The organism is Streptomyces bluensis (genome assembly GCF_014650715.1).
In the GTDB taxonomy this organism is placed as follows: domain Bacteria; phylum Actinomycetota; class Actinomycetes; order Streptomycetales; family Streptomycetaceae; genus Streptomyces; species Streptomyces bluensis.
In genome coordinates, this window is sequence record NZ_BMVM01000001.1 from 439,276 (window position 1) to 452,863 (window position 13,588).

Genomic DNA, 13,588 nt, shown 5'->3' on the forward strand with positions numbered 1-13,588 from the left:
CATCATTTCAGTTGCAGGTCCGAATGTCAGTACAAACGCTTGACATGGGCTCGCCCGTGGACCTACACCTGATGTACGTCCGGGCCAGCGTGCCCGCATCCCCCGCACCCCGGGCCCTCCACGGCCCGCATCCCCGTACGAGGAGTGACGCGCATGCCCGAGTCCGCCGAAACGTTCGACCTCATCACCATGGGCCGCATCGGGGTCGATCTGTACCCTTTGCAGACCGGTGTGCCACTTCCGCAAGTCGAGTCCTTCGGCAAGTTCCTGGGGGGATCGGCGGCCAACGTGGCCGTGGCCGCCGCGCGCCTGGGTCACGCTACCGCTGTGATCACCCGGACCGGTAACGACCCCTTCGGTTCGTATCTCCACGACGCCCTACGGGAGTTCGGTGTCGACGACCGCTTTGTCACCCCGGTCGACGCCTACCAGACTCCGATCACGTTCTGTGAGATCTTCCCTCCGGACGACTTCCCGCTGTACTTCTACCGTCGGCCCAAGGCTCCGGACCTGGAGATCAACGCCGACGAGCTGGACTTCTCCGCCATCCGCACGGCCCGCATCTTCTGGGTCACCGGCACCGGCCTGAGTGAGGAGCCCAGCCGTTCGGCCACCCTCGCAGCTCTGAAGGCGCGCGACAAGTCGGGCATCACGGTCTTCGACCTCGACTGGCGCCCGATGTTCTGGAACGACCCGGATTCCGCCCGCCCGTACTACGCCGAGGCCCTCGCCCACGCCACCGTGGCCGTCGGCAACCTCGACGAGTGCGAGATCGCCACCGGCGTCCGCGAACCCAAAGCCTGCGCCCAGGCCCTGCTCGACGCCGGGGTGGAGCTGGCCGTCGTCAAGCAGGGCCCCAAGGGCGTGCTGGCTGTCCACCGCGACGGCACCACCGCGGAGGTCCCGCCGGTGCCCGTGGAGGTCGTCAACGGGCTGGGTGCCGGGGACGCCTTCGGCGGCTCGCTCTGCCACGGCCTGCTCAGCGGCTGGGAGCTGGAGAAGACCATGCGGTACGCCAACGCGGCCGGCGCCCTCGTCGCCTCCCGGCTCGCCTGCTCCTCCGCGATGCCCACCGAGTCCGAGGTCGACGACCTCCTCGCGCGCGGCTGACCGACGTCACCCCCTGAACGGAGCGAAGTCTTGAGCATCAGCATCCCCGACCTCGTCACGGTGCGCGCCCGGCATCCTGAGGCCATCGCCGAAGCCGCCGCCCGCCGCGTCCGCCGGCCACTGATCGGCGACAGCGGCCGCCTGATGATCGTGGCCGCCGACCACCCGGCGCGCGGCGCCCTCGGTGTGGGCGGTCACCGCCTGGCCATGGCCAACCGGGCCGACCTGCTGGAGCGCCTGTGCGTCGCTCTGTCGCGACCGGGCGTCGACGGAGTGCTCGCCACCGCGGACATCCTGGAGGACCTGCTGCTCCTCGGCGTCCTGGACGACAAGGTGGTCATGGGCTCCATGAACCGCGGGGGACTGGCCGGCGCGTCCTTCGAGATGGACGACCGCTTCACCGGCCACCGCGCCGAGGACATCGAGCGGCTCCGCTTCGACGCGGGGAAGCTGCTGGTGCGCATCGACTACGACGACGCCGGCTCCCTGCGGACTTTGGAGACCACCGCCCGGACCATCGACGACATGGCGGCGCGCCGGCTGCCGCTGTTCGTCGAGCCGTTCATATCCCGCCGCGTGGACGGCGCGGTCCGCAACGACCTGAGCGCCGAGGCCGTCACCCGGTCCATCGCGATCGCCTCGGGCCTCGGCGGCACCTCCGCGTACACCTGGCTGAAGCTGCCCGTCACCGAGGACCCCGACGACATGGCTCAGGCGCTGGAGGCGTCCACCCTGCCGGTGGTCCTGCTGGGCGGGGAGGTCGGCCGGGACCAGGAGGGCGCGTACGAGAAGTGGCGCAAGGCCCTGCGGCTGCCCACCGTGCAGGGCATGGTCGTCGGCCGGTCCCTGCTCTACCCCGCCGAAGGCAGCGTGGAGACCGCGGTGGACACCGCGGTCGGACTGCTCTGATTCCGGGTAGGTCCCGGAAACCCTGGTATGTCCCGACCCCGCGTACGTCCCACGACCCAGGTACGTCCTGGAACGAGCCGAGGAATCACATCATGACCACCACGCACCACCTTCCGGCGGGCAAGGCCACCGGTGACGCCTACACCGTGAACGTCACCCCCGAGTCGGCCGGCTGGGGCTACTCCAGCCTGCGGGTGCTGGAGCTGCCGCCGGGCGGCTGGCACAGCTTCGACAGCGGTGACAGCGAGTGGATCGTGCTGCCGCTCGCGGGCTCCTGCACGGTCGCCGTCGACGACGAGACATTCCGGCTGCGCGGACGCGAGAGCGTCTTCAACGGGGTCAGCGACTTCGCGTACGTGCCGCGCGACGCGCAGGCCTCGATCGCCTCCCGCGACGGCGGGCGCTTCGCCCTGACCGGCGCCCGCTGCGAGCGCCGGCTGCCCGCCCGCTACGGCCCGGCGTCCTCCGTCCCGGTCGAGTTGCGGGGCACCGGCTCCTGCTCGCGCCAGGTCAACAACTTCGGCGCGGCCGACGTGTTTGAATGCGACAAGCTCATCGCCGTCGAGGTGATCACGCCCGGCGGGAACTGGTCGTCCTTCCCGCCGCACAAGCACGACGAGCACCGGCCCGGCGAGGAGTCGGAGCTGGAGGAGATCTACTACTTCGAGTTCGCCGACCACGAGGGCGTCCCCGGCCTCGGCTACCAGCGGGTCTCCCCCTCCGGACACGGCGCGGGCACGGACGTGCTGGCCGAGGTGCGCGACGGCGACGTCGTCCTCATCCCGGACGGCTGGCACGGACCCTCCATGGCCGTGCCCGGCCACCACATGTACTACCTCAACGTCATGGCGGGCCCGGACCCCGACCGCGCCTGGCTGATCTGCGACCACCCGGACCACACCTGGATCCGCGGCACATGGCCCGAGCAGCCGGTCGACCCGCGCCTGCCCCTCTACACCGCCCCCGCCCAGTGAAGTTTCCCGCGGCCCCCGCGAGAGAACCCGTAGCAGTGAGGTCCCGATGAGCCAGCCGAATCAGTCACGCCCTTCGAGGGTCCGCCTGACCGTCGCCCAGGCACTGGTGCAGTTCCTGTCCGCGCAGTACACCGAGCGCGACGGCGTACGGCAACGGCTGATCGCCGGTACGTGGGGGATCTTCGGCCACGGCAACGTCGCCGGTCTCGGCCAGGCGCTGCTGGAGGCCGGCGAGGACACCATGCCGTTCCACCAGGGCCGCAACGAGCAGGCCATGGTGCACGCCGCCGTGGGTTACGCCCGCCAGCTGAACCGGCTCTCCGCGCAGGCGGTCACCACGTCCATCGGCCCCGGCGCCACCAACCTGGTCACCGGCGCCGCCCTGGCCACGGTCAACCGCCTGCCGGTGCTGCTCCTGCCCGGCGACTACTTCGCGACGCGCCCCGCCGACCCGCTGCTCCAGCAGCTGGAGCACCCGGTGGAGGCCGATGTGTCGGTCAACGACACGCTGCGCCCGGTCTCCCGCTACTTCGACCGGATCACGCGCCCGGAGATGCTCATCCCCTCCGCGCTGAACGCGATGCGGGTCCTCACCGACCCGGCGGAGACCGGCGCGGTCACTCTCGCCCTGCCGCAGGACGTGCAGGCGGAGGCCTTCGACTGGCCGGAGGAGTTCTTCGCCGAGCGCGTCTGGCACGTACGCCGTCCCGCGCCCGACCCGCTGGAGCTCGCCGAGGCCGTACGCGCCATCCGTGCGGCCGAACGGCCGCTGATCGTCGCCGGCGGCGGCGTTCACCACAGCGAGGCCGAGGAAGCACTCAAGGGCTTCGCGGACGCCACCGGCATCCCGGTCGCCTCCACCCAGGCGGGCAAGGGCTCCCTGCGGTACGACCACCCGGCGGACCTCGGCGGCATCGGCCACACCGGCACCGCCGTCTGCGACGACATCGCACGCGCCGCGGACCTGGTCATCGGCGTCGGAACCCGCTACTCCGACTTCACCACCGCCTCCAACACCCTGTTCCAGAACCCGGACGTCCGGTTCGTCAACCTCAACATCACCGCCTTCGACGCCCACAAACTGGCCGCCCGCACCCTGGTCGCGGACGCACGGGCGGGCCTGGGGGCGCTCACGGACGAGCTCGCCGGGCACCGGGTCGGCGCGGCGTACGAGGCCGAGTACCGCGCGGGCAAGGAGCGCTGGGAGCAGGTCGTGGACGCGGCCTACCGCGCGGACGACGCGCACGCCGTGCCCACCCAGACGCAGGTGCTGGGCGCCCTGGACTCGGTCGTGGGCGACGACGACGTGGTGATCAACGCGGCCGGCTCGCTCCCCGGCGACCTGCACAAGCTGTGGCGGGCCCGCTCCCCGCGCCAGTACCACCTGGAGTACGGCTACTCCTGCATGGGCTACGAGATCCCGGCCGGCATCGGGGTCCAGCAGGCCGCGCACGGCACCGCGGTGTGGTCGCTGGTCGGCGACGGTACGTACCTGATGATGCCGACGGAGATCGTCACGGCCGTCCAGGAGGGCCTGCCGGTCAATCTGCTGCTGATCCAGAACCACGGGTACGCCTCCATCGGCGGCCTGTCCGAGGAGACCGGCGGTGAGCGCTTCGGCACCGCCTACCGCTACCGTGCCGCGGACGGCACCTTCACGGGGGCGCCGCTGCCGGTGGATCTCGCCGCCAACGCCGCCAGCCTCGGCATGGACGTGATCCGCGCCAAGACCGTCGCCGAACTTCGTGACGCCCTGGCCGCGGCGCGTGCCTCGGACCGGCCGACGTGCGTGTACGTCGAGACCGACCCGACGCCCACCGCTCCCCCGGCCGAGGCATGGTGGGACGTACCGGTGGCCGAGGTCGCCTCCCGTGAGGCCGCCGTGGCCGCGCGGGAGCGGTACGACCGCCACGCCGCCGGCCGGCGCCGCCACCTCTGAGCCGTCCGCCACCCGCTCCCCTGCTCCCTCTCAGGAAAGCCCTCAGGAAAGGCCCCTCGCAGCATGAAGACCATCAACCACTGGATCGGCGGCAAGCCCGTCGAGGGCATCTCCGGGCGTTTCAGCCCGGTCTACAACCCGGCCACCGGCGCCCAGGAGAAGCAGCTCGCGCTCGCCACGGTCGACGAGGTCGACGCCGCCGTCGGAGCCGCGAAGTCCGCCTTCGAGAGCTGGGGCCAGTCCTCGCTCGCCAAGCGCACGGCGATCCTGTTCAAGTTCCGCGAGCTGCTCGACGCGCACCGCGACGAGATCGCCGGGCTGATCAGCGCCGAGCACGGCAAGGTCCACTCCGACGCGCTCGGCGAGGTCGCGCGCGGCATGGAGATCGTGGAGCTGGCCTGCGGGATCAGCGCCCAGCTGAAGGGCGAGCTGTCGACGCAGGTGTCGACCCGGGTGGACGTCGCCTCGATCCGGCAGCCGCTCGGCGTGGTCGCGGGCATCACGCCGTTCAACTTCCCCGCCATGGTGCCGATGTGGATGTTCCCGCTCGCGATCGCCTGCGGCAACACCTTCGTCCTCAAGCCGAGCGAGAAGGACCCGTCCGCCTCGTACCGCCTGGCGGAGCTGCTCGCTCAGGCCGGTCTGCCGGACGGCGTGTTCAACATCGTCCAGGGTGACAAGGTGGCGGTGGACCGCCTGCTGGAGCACCCGGACGTCGCCGCGGTCTCCTTCGTGGGCTCGACGCCGATCGCCAAGTACATCCAGCTCAAGGCCGTCGAGAACGACAAGCGTGTGCAGGCGCTGGGCGGCGCCAAGAACCACATGCTGGTCCTCCCCGACGCGGACCTGGACTTCGCCGCCGACCAGGCGATCAACGCCGCGTACGGCTCGGCGGGCGAGCGCTGCATGGCGGTGTCCGTCGTGGTCGCGGTCGGCGACACGGGCGACGAGCTCGTCGGCAGGATCGCCGAGCGGGCGAGGAACCTGCGGATCGGGCCCGGCGACGACCCCGCCTCCGAGATGGGCCCGCTGATCACCCGCGAGCACCGCGACAAGGTGGCGTCGTACGTGGCGAGCGCCGCCGAGCAGGGCGCCGAGGTCGTGGTGGACGGCACCGGTTACACGGTCGAGGACCACCCTGAATGCGCTGAGGGCTTCTTCCTGGGCGTCTCCCTGCTGGACAAGGTGCCGGTCACGGCGGACGCGTACCAGGACGAGATCTTCGGTCCCGTGCTGTGCGTGGTGCGCGCCGAGACGTACGAGGACGCCATCAAGCTGATCAACGACTCCCGCTGGGGCAACGGCACCGCGATCTTCACCCGTGACGGCGGCGCCGCCCGGCGCTTCCAGCTGGAGGTCCAGGCGGGCATGGTCGGTGTCAACGTGCCGATTCCGGTGCCCGTGGGCTACCACTCCTTCGGTGGCTGGAAGGACTCGCTCTTCGGCGACCTGCACATCTACGGCAACGACGGCGTCGCGTTCTACACCCAGGGCAAGGTGATCACCACCCGCTGGCCCGACCCGGCCGACGGCGGCATCAACCTGGGCTTCCCCAGCAACTCCTGAGCGAAGCGGGTCCGGGGAAGTCCGGGTGCACTTCCCCGGGGTCGCTCAGCCCGGGGCCGAAACACCAGCCCCTCCGGCGTTTGAGGACGAGGCCGTTCAGGCCGACAAGCGGGGGTCCGGGGGTGCGGCCCCCCAGGGACGGGACGGGTAGGGGCGGCGGGGGCGAAACAAACCCGGTGGAACTCCCGCACTGGCCGCCTTTTGTCACGACAACACAATGACAAGCATTCCTGTCATCCGGACGGACGGATACGCTCAGCCCGTGACCAGTACCGCTCCCGCGAAGCTCGACCTCACCGTCGACCGCAGCAGCCCCGTGCCGCTGTACTACCAGCTCGCCCGGCAGCTGGAGTCCGCGATCGAGCACGGCGAGCTGGGCCCCGGCAGCCTGCTCGGGAACGAGATCGAGCTTGCCGGGCGGCTCGGCCTGTCCCGCCCGACGGTGCGCCAGGCCATCCAGTCCCTCGTGGACAAGGGCCTCCTCGTACGCCGCCGGGGCGTGGGCACGCAGGTGGTCCACAGCCAGGTCAAGCGCCCGCTGGAGCTCAGCAGCCTGTACGACGACCTGGAGGCGGCCGGCCAGAGCCCCACGACCCGGGTGCTCGGCAACGAGGTCGAGCCCGCCTGCGCCGAGGTCGCGGCTGCCCTGGGCATCGCCGAGGGCACCGCGGTGCACCATGTGCAGCGGCTCCGTCGCGCGCACGGCGAGCCGGTGGCGCGCCTGTCGAACTATGTGCCCGAGGGGCTGCTGACCCTGGACACGGCGACGCTGGAGGCCACCGGCCTCTACCGGACGATGCGGGCCGCCGGCATCACCCTGCACAGTGCCCGCCAGTCCGTGGGCGCCCGCCGCGCCACCGCCGAGGAGGCCGAAGCCCTGGGCGAGCCGGAGGGCGCCGCACTCCTCACCATGCAGCGCACGGCGTACGACGCCACCGGCCGCGCGGTCGAGTACGGCACCCACATCTACCGGGCCTCGCGGTACTCCTTCGAGTTCCAGTTGCTGGTGCGGGGCTGAGGCGGGGCTCAGGCGCCCTGGTCAGAGATTCACCCAGGCCCCCGACGCCACCGACCGGCTCATCGCGTCCAGGGCCGTCGCACTGTGCACGGCGTCCTCCAGGGTCGCGCCGTGCGGTGTGCCCTCGGTGATGGAGCGCAGGAAGTTGTGCGCCTCGATGACCTTGAGGTCGTCGTAGCCCATGCTGTTCGCCGAGCCGGGCTGGAAGGCGGCGTACTCGCCGTGGCCCGGGCCGACATAGAGCGTGGTGACGGCCTGGTCCTGGTAGGCCGTGCCGCGGCTGACGCCGAGCTCGCCCATGCGGCGGAAGTCCCAGAAGACGGCGCCCTTGGTGCCGTGCACCTCGAAGCCGTAGTTGTTCTGCTCGCCGACGGAGACCCGGCAGGCCTCCAGGACGCCTCGGGCGCCCGAGGCGAAGCGGAGCAGGCAGTTCACGTAGTCCTCGTTCTCGACCGGGCCCAGCTCGCCGCCCGTGGCGCGGGTGTGGCCGGCGGTGGCACCGGTGGGGCGGGCCCGTTCGGGGATGAAGACGGCGGTGTCGGCGGTCAGCGCGGTGATGTCCCCCAGCAGGAAGCGGGCCAGGTCCGCGCCGTGCGAGGCCAGGTCGCCCAGCACTCCGCTGCCGCCGCGCTCCCGCTCGTACCGCCAGGTCAGGGCGCCCTCGGGGTGGGCCGCGTAGTCGCTGAACAGGCGGATGCGCACGTGGGTCACGGCACCGATCTCACCGGAGGCGATGAGCTCGCGGGCGGCGGCGACGGCGGGCGCGTTGCGGTAGTTGAAGCCGACGGTGCCCTGGACCCCGGCCTTGGACACGGCGTCGGCCACCGCGCGGGCGTCCTCGGCGGTGAGGCCGACCGGCTTCTCGATCCAGATGTGCTTGCCGGCCTCGGCCATCGCGACGCCGATCTCGCGGTGCAGGAAGTTCGGGGCGGTGATGCTGACCGCCTGGACGCGGGGGTCGGCGGCCACCTCGCGCCAGTCGCGGGCCGTCGTGGTGAAGCCGAACTGCGCGGCGGCCTCCTCGGCCCGGCCCGGCACCTCCTCGGCGACGGTCACCAGCTCGGGCCGCACAGCCAGGTGCGGGAAGTGGTGCGGGACCCGCGCGTACGCCTGGGTGTGCACCCGCCCCATCCAGCCGAACCCCACGACGGCGACGCCGAGCGTACTCACCATGACTGCCCCTCTTTGGACCGGTCCAGAACGTTTCCACCTCACCCTGAGCTCAGTAACAGCACCTGTCAAGCCCTTTGACAACCCCTCTCACCTTATGGAACGGTCCACACCATGAGACCTCCGACGATCCGCGACGTCGCCGAACGGGCCGGCGTGTCGAAGTCCCTGGTCTCCCTCGTGCTGCGCGGCTCCGACCAGGTGCGCCCCGAGAAGCGTCAGGCCGTCCTCGCCGCGGTCGAGGAGCTCGGCTACCGCCCGAACGCCGCGGCGCGCAGCCTCAGCGAGCGCCGCACCCGCACGGTGGGCGTGCTGCTGAACGACATGCGCAACCCCTGGTTCGTCGAACTGCTCGACGGCCTGGGCTCCCGCCTCCACGACAGCGGTCTGCACATGCTTCTCGCCGACGGCCGCCTCAACCGGCGTCTCGGCGAGGACCTCACCCACACCTTCACCGAACTCCGGGTCGACGGCCTCATCGCCGTCGGTACGCTCCCGCCCTCCCCGGCACTGCGCACGGCGGCCGGGCAGATCCCCACCGTGGTCGCGGGCGCCCGCGAGCCCGTCCTGCCGCGCATGGACATCGTCGCGGGCGACGACGAGCACGGCGCGCGCCTGGCCACCGAGCACCTCATCGGCCTCGGCCACCAGCGCGTCGCCCACATCGCCGGACAGGGCGTGGTGGGCGAGCTGCGCCGCCGCGGCTTCGAGGCGGTCATGCGCGAGCACGGGCTGGCGGACACGGCGATCGTGGAGCAGGGCGACCTGACCGAGGAGGGGGGCTACCGTGCCATGGTCCGCCTCCTCGGCGCCGCCGGGCGCCCCACGGCCGTCTTCGCCTTCAACGACATCGCCGGTGTCGGCGCCCTGTCGGCCGCCGAGGAACTCGGTCTCCAGGTGCCGCGCGACCTGTCCCTCGTCGGGTACGACAACACGTACCTCTCACGCCTGCGGCACCTGTGGCTCACGACCGTGGACAACGCCAGCCACGACGTCGGCCGCCGCGCCGCCCAGTGTCTCCTCGACCGCATCACCGCCCCGGACCGCCCGTCGGAAACCGTCCTCGTGACGCCGGCACTCAAGGCGCGCGGGACGACGGCGCCGCCCGTGACGAGCGGGCGGCGGCCGTAAACCCGTTCGCGCCGCTGGATCCCGCCGTCGCGGGACGTCAGCTGAAGGCGGGCATGACCGTGTCGTGGATGAGGCGGAGCTGGGTGTTCACATCGGCCACCTCCGCGAGGTCACGGCCCGTGAAGGCCTTGACGAGGGTGCGGTCGGTGAGGGCGCAGATCATGTGGTTGACGCCGGTCGGAGCGATCTCCCGCTGGATCTTGTCCCGGCACTCCTCGGGGGTGCCGGCGATGGAGAGGCGTTCGGCGATCTCAGGGGTGGTCAGCTCGATCCCGCGCGCGAGGTCGCCGGCGGCGATGGCGTCGATGACCGGTTTGAGTTCGCCGGGGTCCACTCCGTTGCGGCGCAGTTGTTCCTCGGGCATCGAGGAGGCGTAGATGCCGACCATGCTGCGGGCGGCGTCCTTGGCGGCCGCGGAGTCGGGTCCCGTGGCGAAGACGACCCAGGCACCGATGTCGAGCGATCGCCAGTCCTTGCCCGCCCGCTCGGCTCCGGCCCGGATGTGCCGCACCGCGTAGTCGTACGCCTCGCGGGTGTAGCTCAGTGCGTGGTGGCAGCCGTCCGACAACTCCCCTGCCGCCTCGAAGGACTTGGGGCCGCGCATCGCCCCCAGTTTCAGCGGGAGGCGTTCCTGGACCGGCCGGGCGAAGGTGAACAGCCCCTGGTAGGAGAAGAACTCCCCGTCGTAGGAGATGGCTCCCTCGTCGAGCAGGGTGCGCACCACATGGAGCGCCTCCTTGACCCGGGACAGCGGGCGCGTGCGGGCCCAGTCGATCCCGTACTGGGCCAGGAGCCCGAAGTTCCCGCTGGACAGCACGCCCTCCGCGCGCCCGCCGGACAGTTCGTCGAGCGTGGCCAGCGCCTGGGCGATCAGAGTGGGCTCCCGCAGCGTGACCGGGGAGACGCTGGGTCCCAGCCTGATCCGGCTGGTCTGGCCGGCGGCCGCGGCGAACAGCAGCCACAGGTCCTTGTGCCAGGTCTCGTCGGCGGCGTAGCAGGCGTGGAAGCCGAGTTCGTCGGCGAGTCTGATCGAGGCGAGCGATTCCTGGAGGGGGTAGTCGGGGAGCATGGCGTAGCTGAACTTCACCGGTGACACCTTCCGTTGAGGGACGGGTCCGTGGTGCGGACGGATGTGTGCCCTGCCTTTCGAGGGTGTGGAAGCGGCCCTCAACTGTCCAGTGCGCGGTAGGAGGTTGCTGTCACGGGCGGCTGCTCGCGGCAGCCGTCTCTTCGGGCCGGAGTGCGACGAAGACGAACTCCTTCCCCGGGCGGTCGGGCGCGTCGCGCACCTCTTCCACGAGGTAGCCGTAGGCGCTGAGGTCCGCTTCGACTTCTTCCCGCTCGCGGAAGCTCAGTGTGGACTCGGAGGTCAGCACCTGGCCGTCCGCGGCGAAGACGTACGTCCAGCGGAAGGTCACGAGCGGTCCGGTGACGTCGGTCAGGTCCACCCAGGTCTCGACGGCACCGACGCCCGGGATCTCCGTGACGCCGTGGGACGTCTCGCGATTCCAGGTCTCCCAGGCCCGTCCGGCCGGATCGCGGGTCTCGAACACCAGCCGCCCGCCCGGCCGGAGTGCCGCGAAGGCGCCCAGAAGCGTCTGCCGCCAGGCGTTCGGGTCGACGATCTGCTGGGCGACGTTGGCCGTCATCGTGACGAGGTCGACCCGCAGCGGCGGGAGGGCCGTGGCGTCGCCACAGATCCAGCGCACCCGGTCGGCGCCCGGTTTGGCCCGGGCGACGTCGACGGACGCCCGCGCGGGGTCCACACCGACGACCTCGATACCGCGCTGGGCCAGCCGCAGTGCGAACACGCCCGTACCGCAGCCGATGTCCAGCACCCGTCGGGCACCGAACCGCTCGGCGAGGCCGACGTAGGCGTCCAGGTCGCTGCGGTCGGGATCGAGCGGGTCGTAGATCGCGGCGAGGCTTGGATGGGTGAACTCTTCGTCAGCCATGCGTCCGAAGGTAATGCGGCGGGAGGCGGCAGGGTACGGCACGTTCGGCGGTCCCGCTCGCCCAGAGGCGCGGCGGGACGTGCCCGCTTATCGTGATCGAGGGGGTATCCCCCGGCCCACGGCCGGGCGTCCCTGGAGGCATGCATGCGTTTGACGCACAGATGCTGCGCTACCGGAGCCGCGGCCGTGGCACTGGTCCTGCACGGGGCCTGCCTTCCGTCGGTCGCGTCGGTGGCGTCGGTGAAGGCCGACAAGCCCGACCTGTCCCGTTTCTACAAGCAGCGGATCACATGGTCCACGTGCGAGGGCATGGAGATGCCGAAGGACCTGCGGTGCGGGAAGGTGACCGTTCCGCTGGACTACGAGCGGCCCGGGGCCGGGACGCTCGAACTGGCGATGGCGCGTTACCAGGCCACGGGCAGGGAGAAACGCGGTTCCGTCCTGCTGAACTTCGGTGGGCCCGGTGGCGCGGGCGTTCCCGCACTCGCCTACGGCGGCAAGGACTTCATGGGTCTCACGAACGCCTACGACGTGGTGACCTTCGACCCGCGCGGCGTCGGCCGCTCCTCACCCGTCAGCTGCGGCGAGGGCGCCGACAAGGCCATCGAGGCGGCGAACGAGTCGGACCAGGCGAACAACCCGGGTGCCGCGCTCAGGCAGTTGAAGCGGGCCGCCGACACGTGCACCAGGCACTCCGGACCTGTGCTGCCGCACATCGGCACGGTCAACGCCGCCAAGGACATGGACGTCATGCGCGCGGCGCTCGGCGACAAGAAGCTCAACTACCTCGGTTTCTCCTACGGAACCCGGTTGGGCGCCGTGTACGCGGCCCAGTTCCCCGACAAGGTCGGGCGGATGGCGTTCGACGGCGTGGACACGCTCACGGAACCCCTCGCCGAGCAGGGCATGGTGGGCGCCGAGGGCCAGCAGACCGCGCTGGAGGGCTACCTCGACGCCTGCACGAAGCAGTGGACGTGCCCGTTCGGCCAGGACCGGCGCTCGGCCAGGGAGCAGGTCGTCGAACTGGTCGACACGCTCGACGAACGCCCCATGACGGCCTTCGGCCACAAGTTCACCGGCCAGGACCTCGCGGGCGCCATCGGGCAGGCGCTGTACACCGAACAGATGTGGCCCGTGCTCACCCAGGCCCTCACCGCGCTGATCCAGGACGGCGACCCGCAGGCTCTCATGCAGCTCGCGGGCGGCGGTATCGCGGCACCGGACGGGCCGCGCCCCAGCGAAACCGGAGACGGTGGACTCGTCAACGCGGAGGACGTCCCGGCCGACAACCTGCCGGCCGCGCTGATGGCGATCAACTGCGCGGACGACCCCGACCGCCCCTCGGCGGCACGCATGACCGAGCGCGTCGCCCGGCTGCGTGCCCAGTACGAGGAGGCGTCGCCGGTCTTCGGGCAGTACCGGCTGACCCAGGTGCTGATGTGCTACGGCCGTCCCAAGGGCACCTCCTACGTCCGTGAGAAGGTGCGGAACGTGGACACGCCGAAGATGCTGCTCGTCGGCACCCGGGGGGACCCGGCGACTCCGTACCGCTGGACCGTGGAGACCGCCGAGCGGCTCGGTTCCTCGGCCGTCGTCCTCGACAACAAGGGCGAGGGGCACACCGGGTACGGGTCCTCGAAGTGCGTGCACCAGAAGGTCGACGACTTCCTGATGTACGGATCGCTGCCGGCCGACGGGAGTTCGTGCGGATCGGACGACGACGCCGACTGAGAGCGTCCCGTGCCCTGCCCGGTGAGCGTACGGACGCGCCCACCACAACCTCTCGGGCACCCCGCGTGTCCCACAGGGCAGGCGT

11 protein-coding genes are annotated in these 13,588 nt (G+C 71.3%); 8 read left to right on the top strand and 3 right to left on the bottom strand.

The window, feature by feature from the left end; translation table 11 throughout:
• Window positions 1-153 precede the first annotated feature (153 nt).
• The 6 genes from iolC to IE262_RS02120 all read left to right on the top strand — a co-directional run bounded on the left by iolC (window position 154) and on the right by IE262_RS02120 (window position 7,516).
• Entirely contained in the window at window positions 154-1,110 is a 957-nt protein-coding gene (iolC, locus tag IE262_RS02095; RefSeq protein WP_189870810.1) for a 5-dehydro-2-deoxygluconokinase, read from the top strand.
• Window positions 1,111-1,140: 30 nt separating this feature from the next.
• Window positions 1,141-2,019: a Cgl0159 family (beta/alpha)8-fold protein gene (locus IE262_RS02100; RefSeq protein WP_189870812.1), complete on the top strand. Its 879-nt coding sequence runs from the start codon at window positions 1,141-1,143 to the stop codon at window positions 2,017-2,019.
• A gap of 92 nt (window positions 2,020-2,111) precedes the next feature.
• The gene (gene iolB / locus IE262_RS02105; protein ID WP_189870814.1) at window positions 2,112-2,993 is read left to right on the top strand and encodes a 5-deoxy-glucuronate isomerase; all 882 of its coding nucleotides are present in this window, start codon (window positions 2,112-2,114) and stop codon (window positions 2,991-2,993) included.
• A 46-nt stretch (window positions 2,994-3,039) separates the two neighbouring features.
• On the top strand, window positions 3,040-4,932 hold the full coding sequence (gene iolD / locus IE262_RS02110; protein WP_189870816.1) for a 3D-(3,5/4)-trihydroxycyclohexane-1,2-dione acylhydrolase (decyclizing): 1,893 nt from the start codon (window positions 3,040-3,042) through the stop codon (window positions 4,930-4,932).
• 63 nt (window positions 4,933-4,995) lie between these two features.
• Complete coding sequence (locus IE262_RS02115) at window positions 4,996-6,498, top strand: CoA-acylating methylmalonate-semialdehyde dehydrogenase (RefSeq protein ID WP_189870818.1); 1,503 nt, start codon at window positions 4,996-4,998, stop codon at window positions 6,496-6,498.
• Between the two features lie 217 nt (window positions 6,499-6,715).
• Window positions 6,716-7,516: a GntR family transcriptional regulator gene (locus tag IE262_RS02120; RefSeq protein WP_189870820.1), complete on the top strand. Its 801-nt coding sequence runs from the start codon at window positions 6,716-6,718 to the stop codon at window positions 7,514-7,516.
• 21 nt (window positions 7,517-7,537) lie between these two features.
• Here the strand turns inward: IE262_RS02120 and IE262_RS02125 are convergent, their stop codons facing one another.
• Window positions 7,538-8,689, bottom strand: coding sequence for a Gfo/Idh/MocA family protein (locus IE262_RS02125; protein WP_189870822.1), 1,152 nt, complete (start codon window positions 8,687-8,689; stop codon window positions 7,538-7,540).
• 111 nt (window positions 8,690-8,800) lie between these two features.
• Between IE262_RS02125 and IE262_RS02130 the strand changes: the two genes are divergently transcribed.
• Window positions 8,801-9,817: a LacI family DNA-binding transcriptional regulator gene (locus IE262_RS02130; protein WP_189870825.1), complete on the top strand. Its 1,017-nt coding sequence runs from the start codon at window positions 8,801-8,803 to the stop codon at window positions 9,815-9,817.
• Between the two features lie 37 nt (window positions 9,818-9,854).
• Here the strand turns inward: IE262_RS02130 and IE262_RS02135 are convergent, their stop codons facing one another.
• Both IE262_RS02135 and IE262_RS02140 read right to left on the bottom strand, forming a co-directional pair.
• Window positions 9,855-10,904, bottom strand: coding sequence for an LLM class flavin-dependent oxidoreductase (locus IE262_RS02135; protein ID WP_189870827.1), 1,050 nt, complete (start codon window positions 10,902-10,904; stop codon window positions 9,855-9,857).
• 112 nt (window positions 10,905-11,016) lie between these two features.
• A complete protein-coding gene (locus tag IE262_RS02140) occupies window positions 11,017-11,772 on the bottom strand; it encodes a class I SAM-dependent methyltransferase (RefSeq protein WP_189870829.1) in 756 nt (251 codons plus the stop codon).
• 144 nt (window positions 11,773-11,916) lie between these two features.
• Here IE262_RS02140 and IE262_RS02145 point away from each other — a divergent pair, with 144 nt between their 5' ends.
• On the top strand, window positions 11,917-13,503 hold the full coding sequence (locus IE262_RS02145) for an alpha/beta hydrolase (RefSeq protein WP_134042074.1): 1,587 nt from the start codon (window positions 11,917-11,919) through the stop codon (window positions 13,501-13,503).
• Window positions 13,504-13,588 lie beyond the last annotated feature (85 nt).

What these genes read in the sequence shown, in the direction of transcription:
- IE262_RS02125 (WP_189870822.1), bottom strand. Translation starts at nt 8,689, where the DNA reads ATGGTGAGTACGCTCGGCGTCGCCGTCGTGGGGTTCGGCTGGATGGGG.
- IE262_RS02130 (WP_189870825.1), top strand. Translation starts at nt 8,801, where the DNA reads ATGAGACCTCCGACGATCCGCGACGTCGCCGAACGGGCCGGCGTGTCG.
- iolC (WP_189870810.1), top strand. Translation starts at nt 154, where the DNA reads ATGCCCGAGTCCGCCGAAACGTTCGACCTCATCACCATGGGCCGCATC.
- IE262_RS02145 (WP_134042074.1), top strand. Translation starts at nt 11,917, where the DNA reads ATGCGTTTGACGCACAGATGCTGCGCTACCGGAGCCGCGGCCGTGGCA.
- IE262_RS02140 (WP_189870829.1), bottom strand. Translation starts at nt 11,772, where the DNA reads ATGGCTGACGAAGAGTTCACCCATCCAAGCCTCGCCGCGATCTACGAC.
- iolB (WP_189870814.1), top strand. Translation starts at nt 2,112, where the DNA reads ATGACCACCACGCACCACCTTCCGGCGGGCAAGGCCACCGGTGACGCC.
- IE262_RS02120 (WP_189870820.1), top strand. Translation starts at nt 6,716, where the DNA reads ATGACAAGCATTCCTGTCATCCGGACGGACGGATACGCTCAGCCCGTG.
- iolD (WP_189870816.1), top strand. Translation starts at nt 3,040, where the DNA reads ATGAGCCAGCCGAATCAGTCACGCCCTTCGAGGGTCCGCCTGACCGTC.
- IE262_RS02115 (WP_189870818.1), top strand. Translation starts at nt 4,996, where the DNA reads ATGAAGACCATCAACCACTGGATCGGCGGCAAGCCCGTCGAGGGCATC.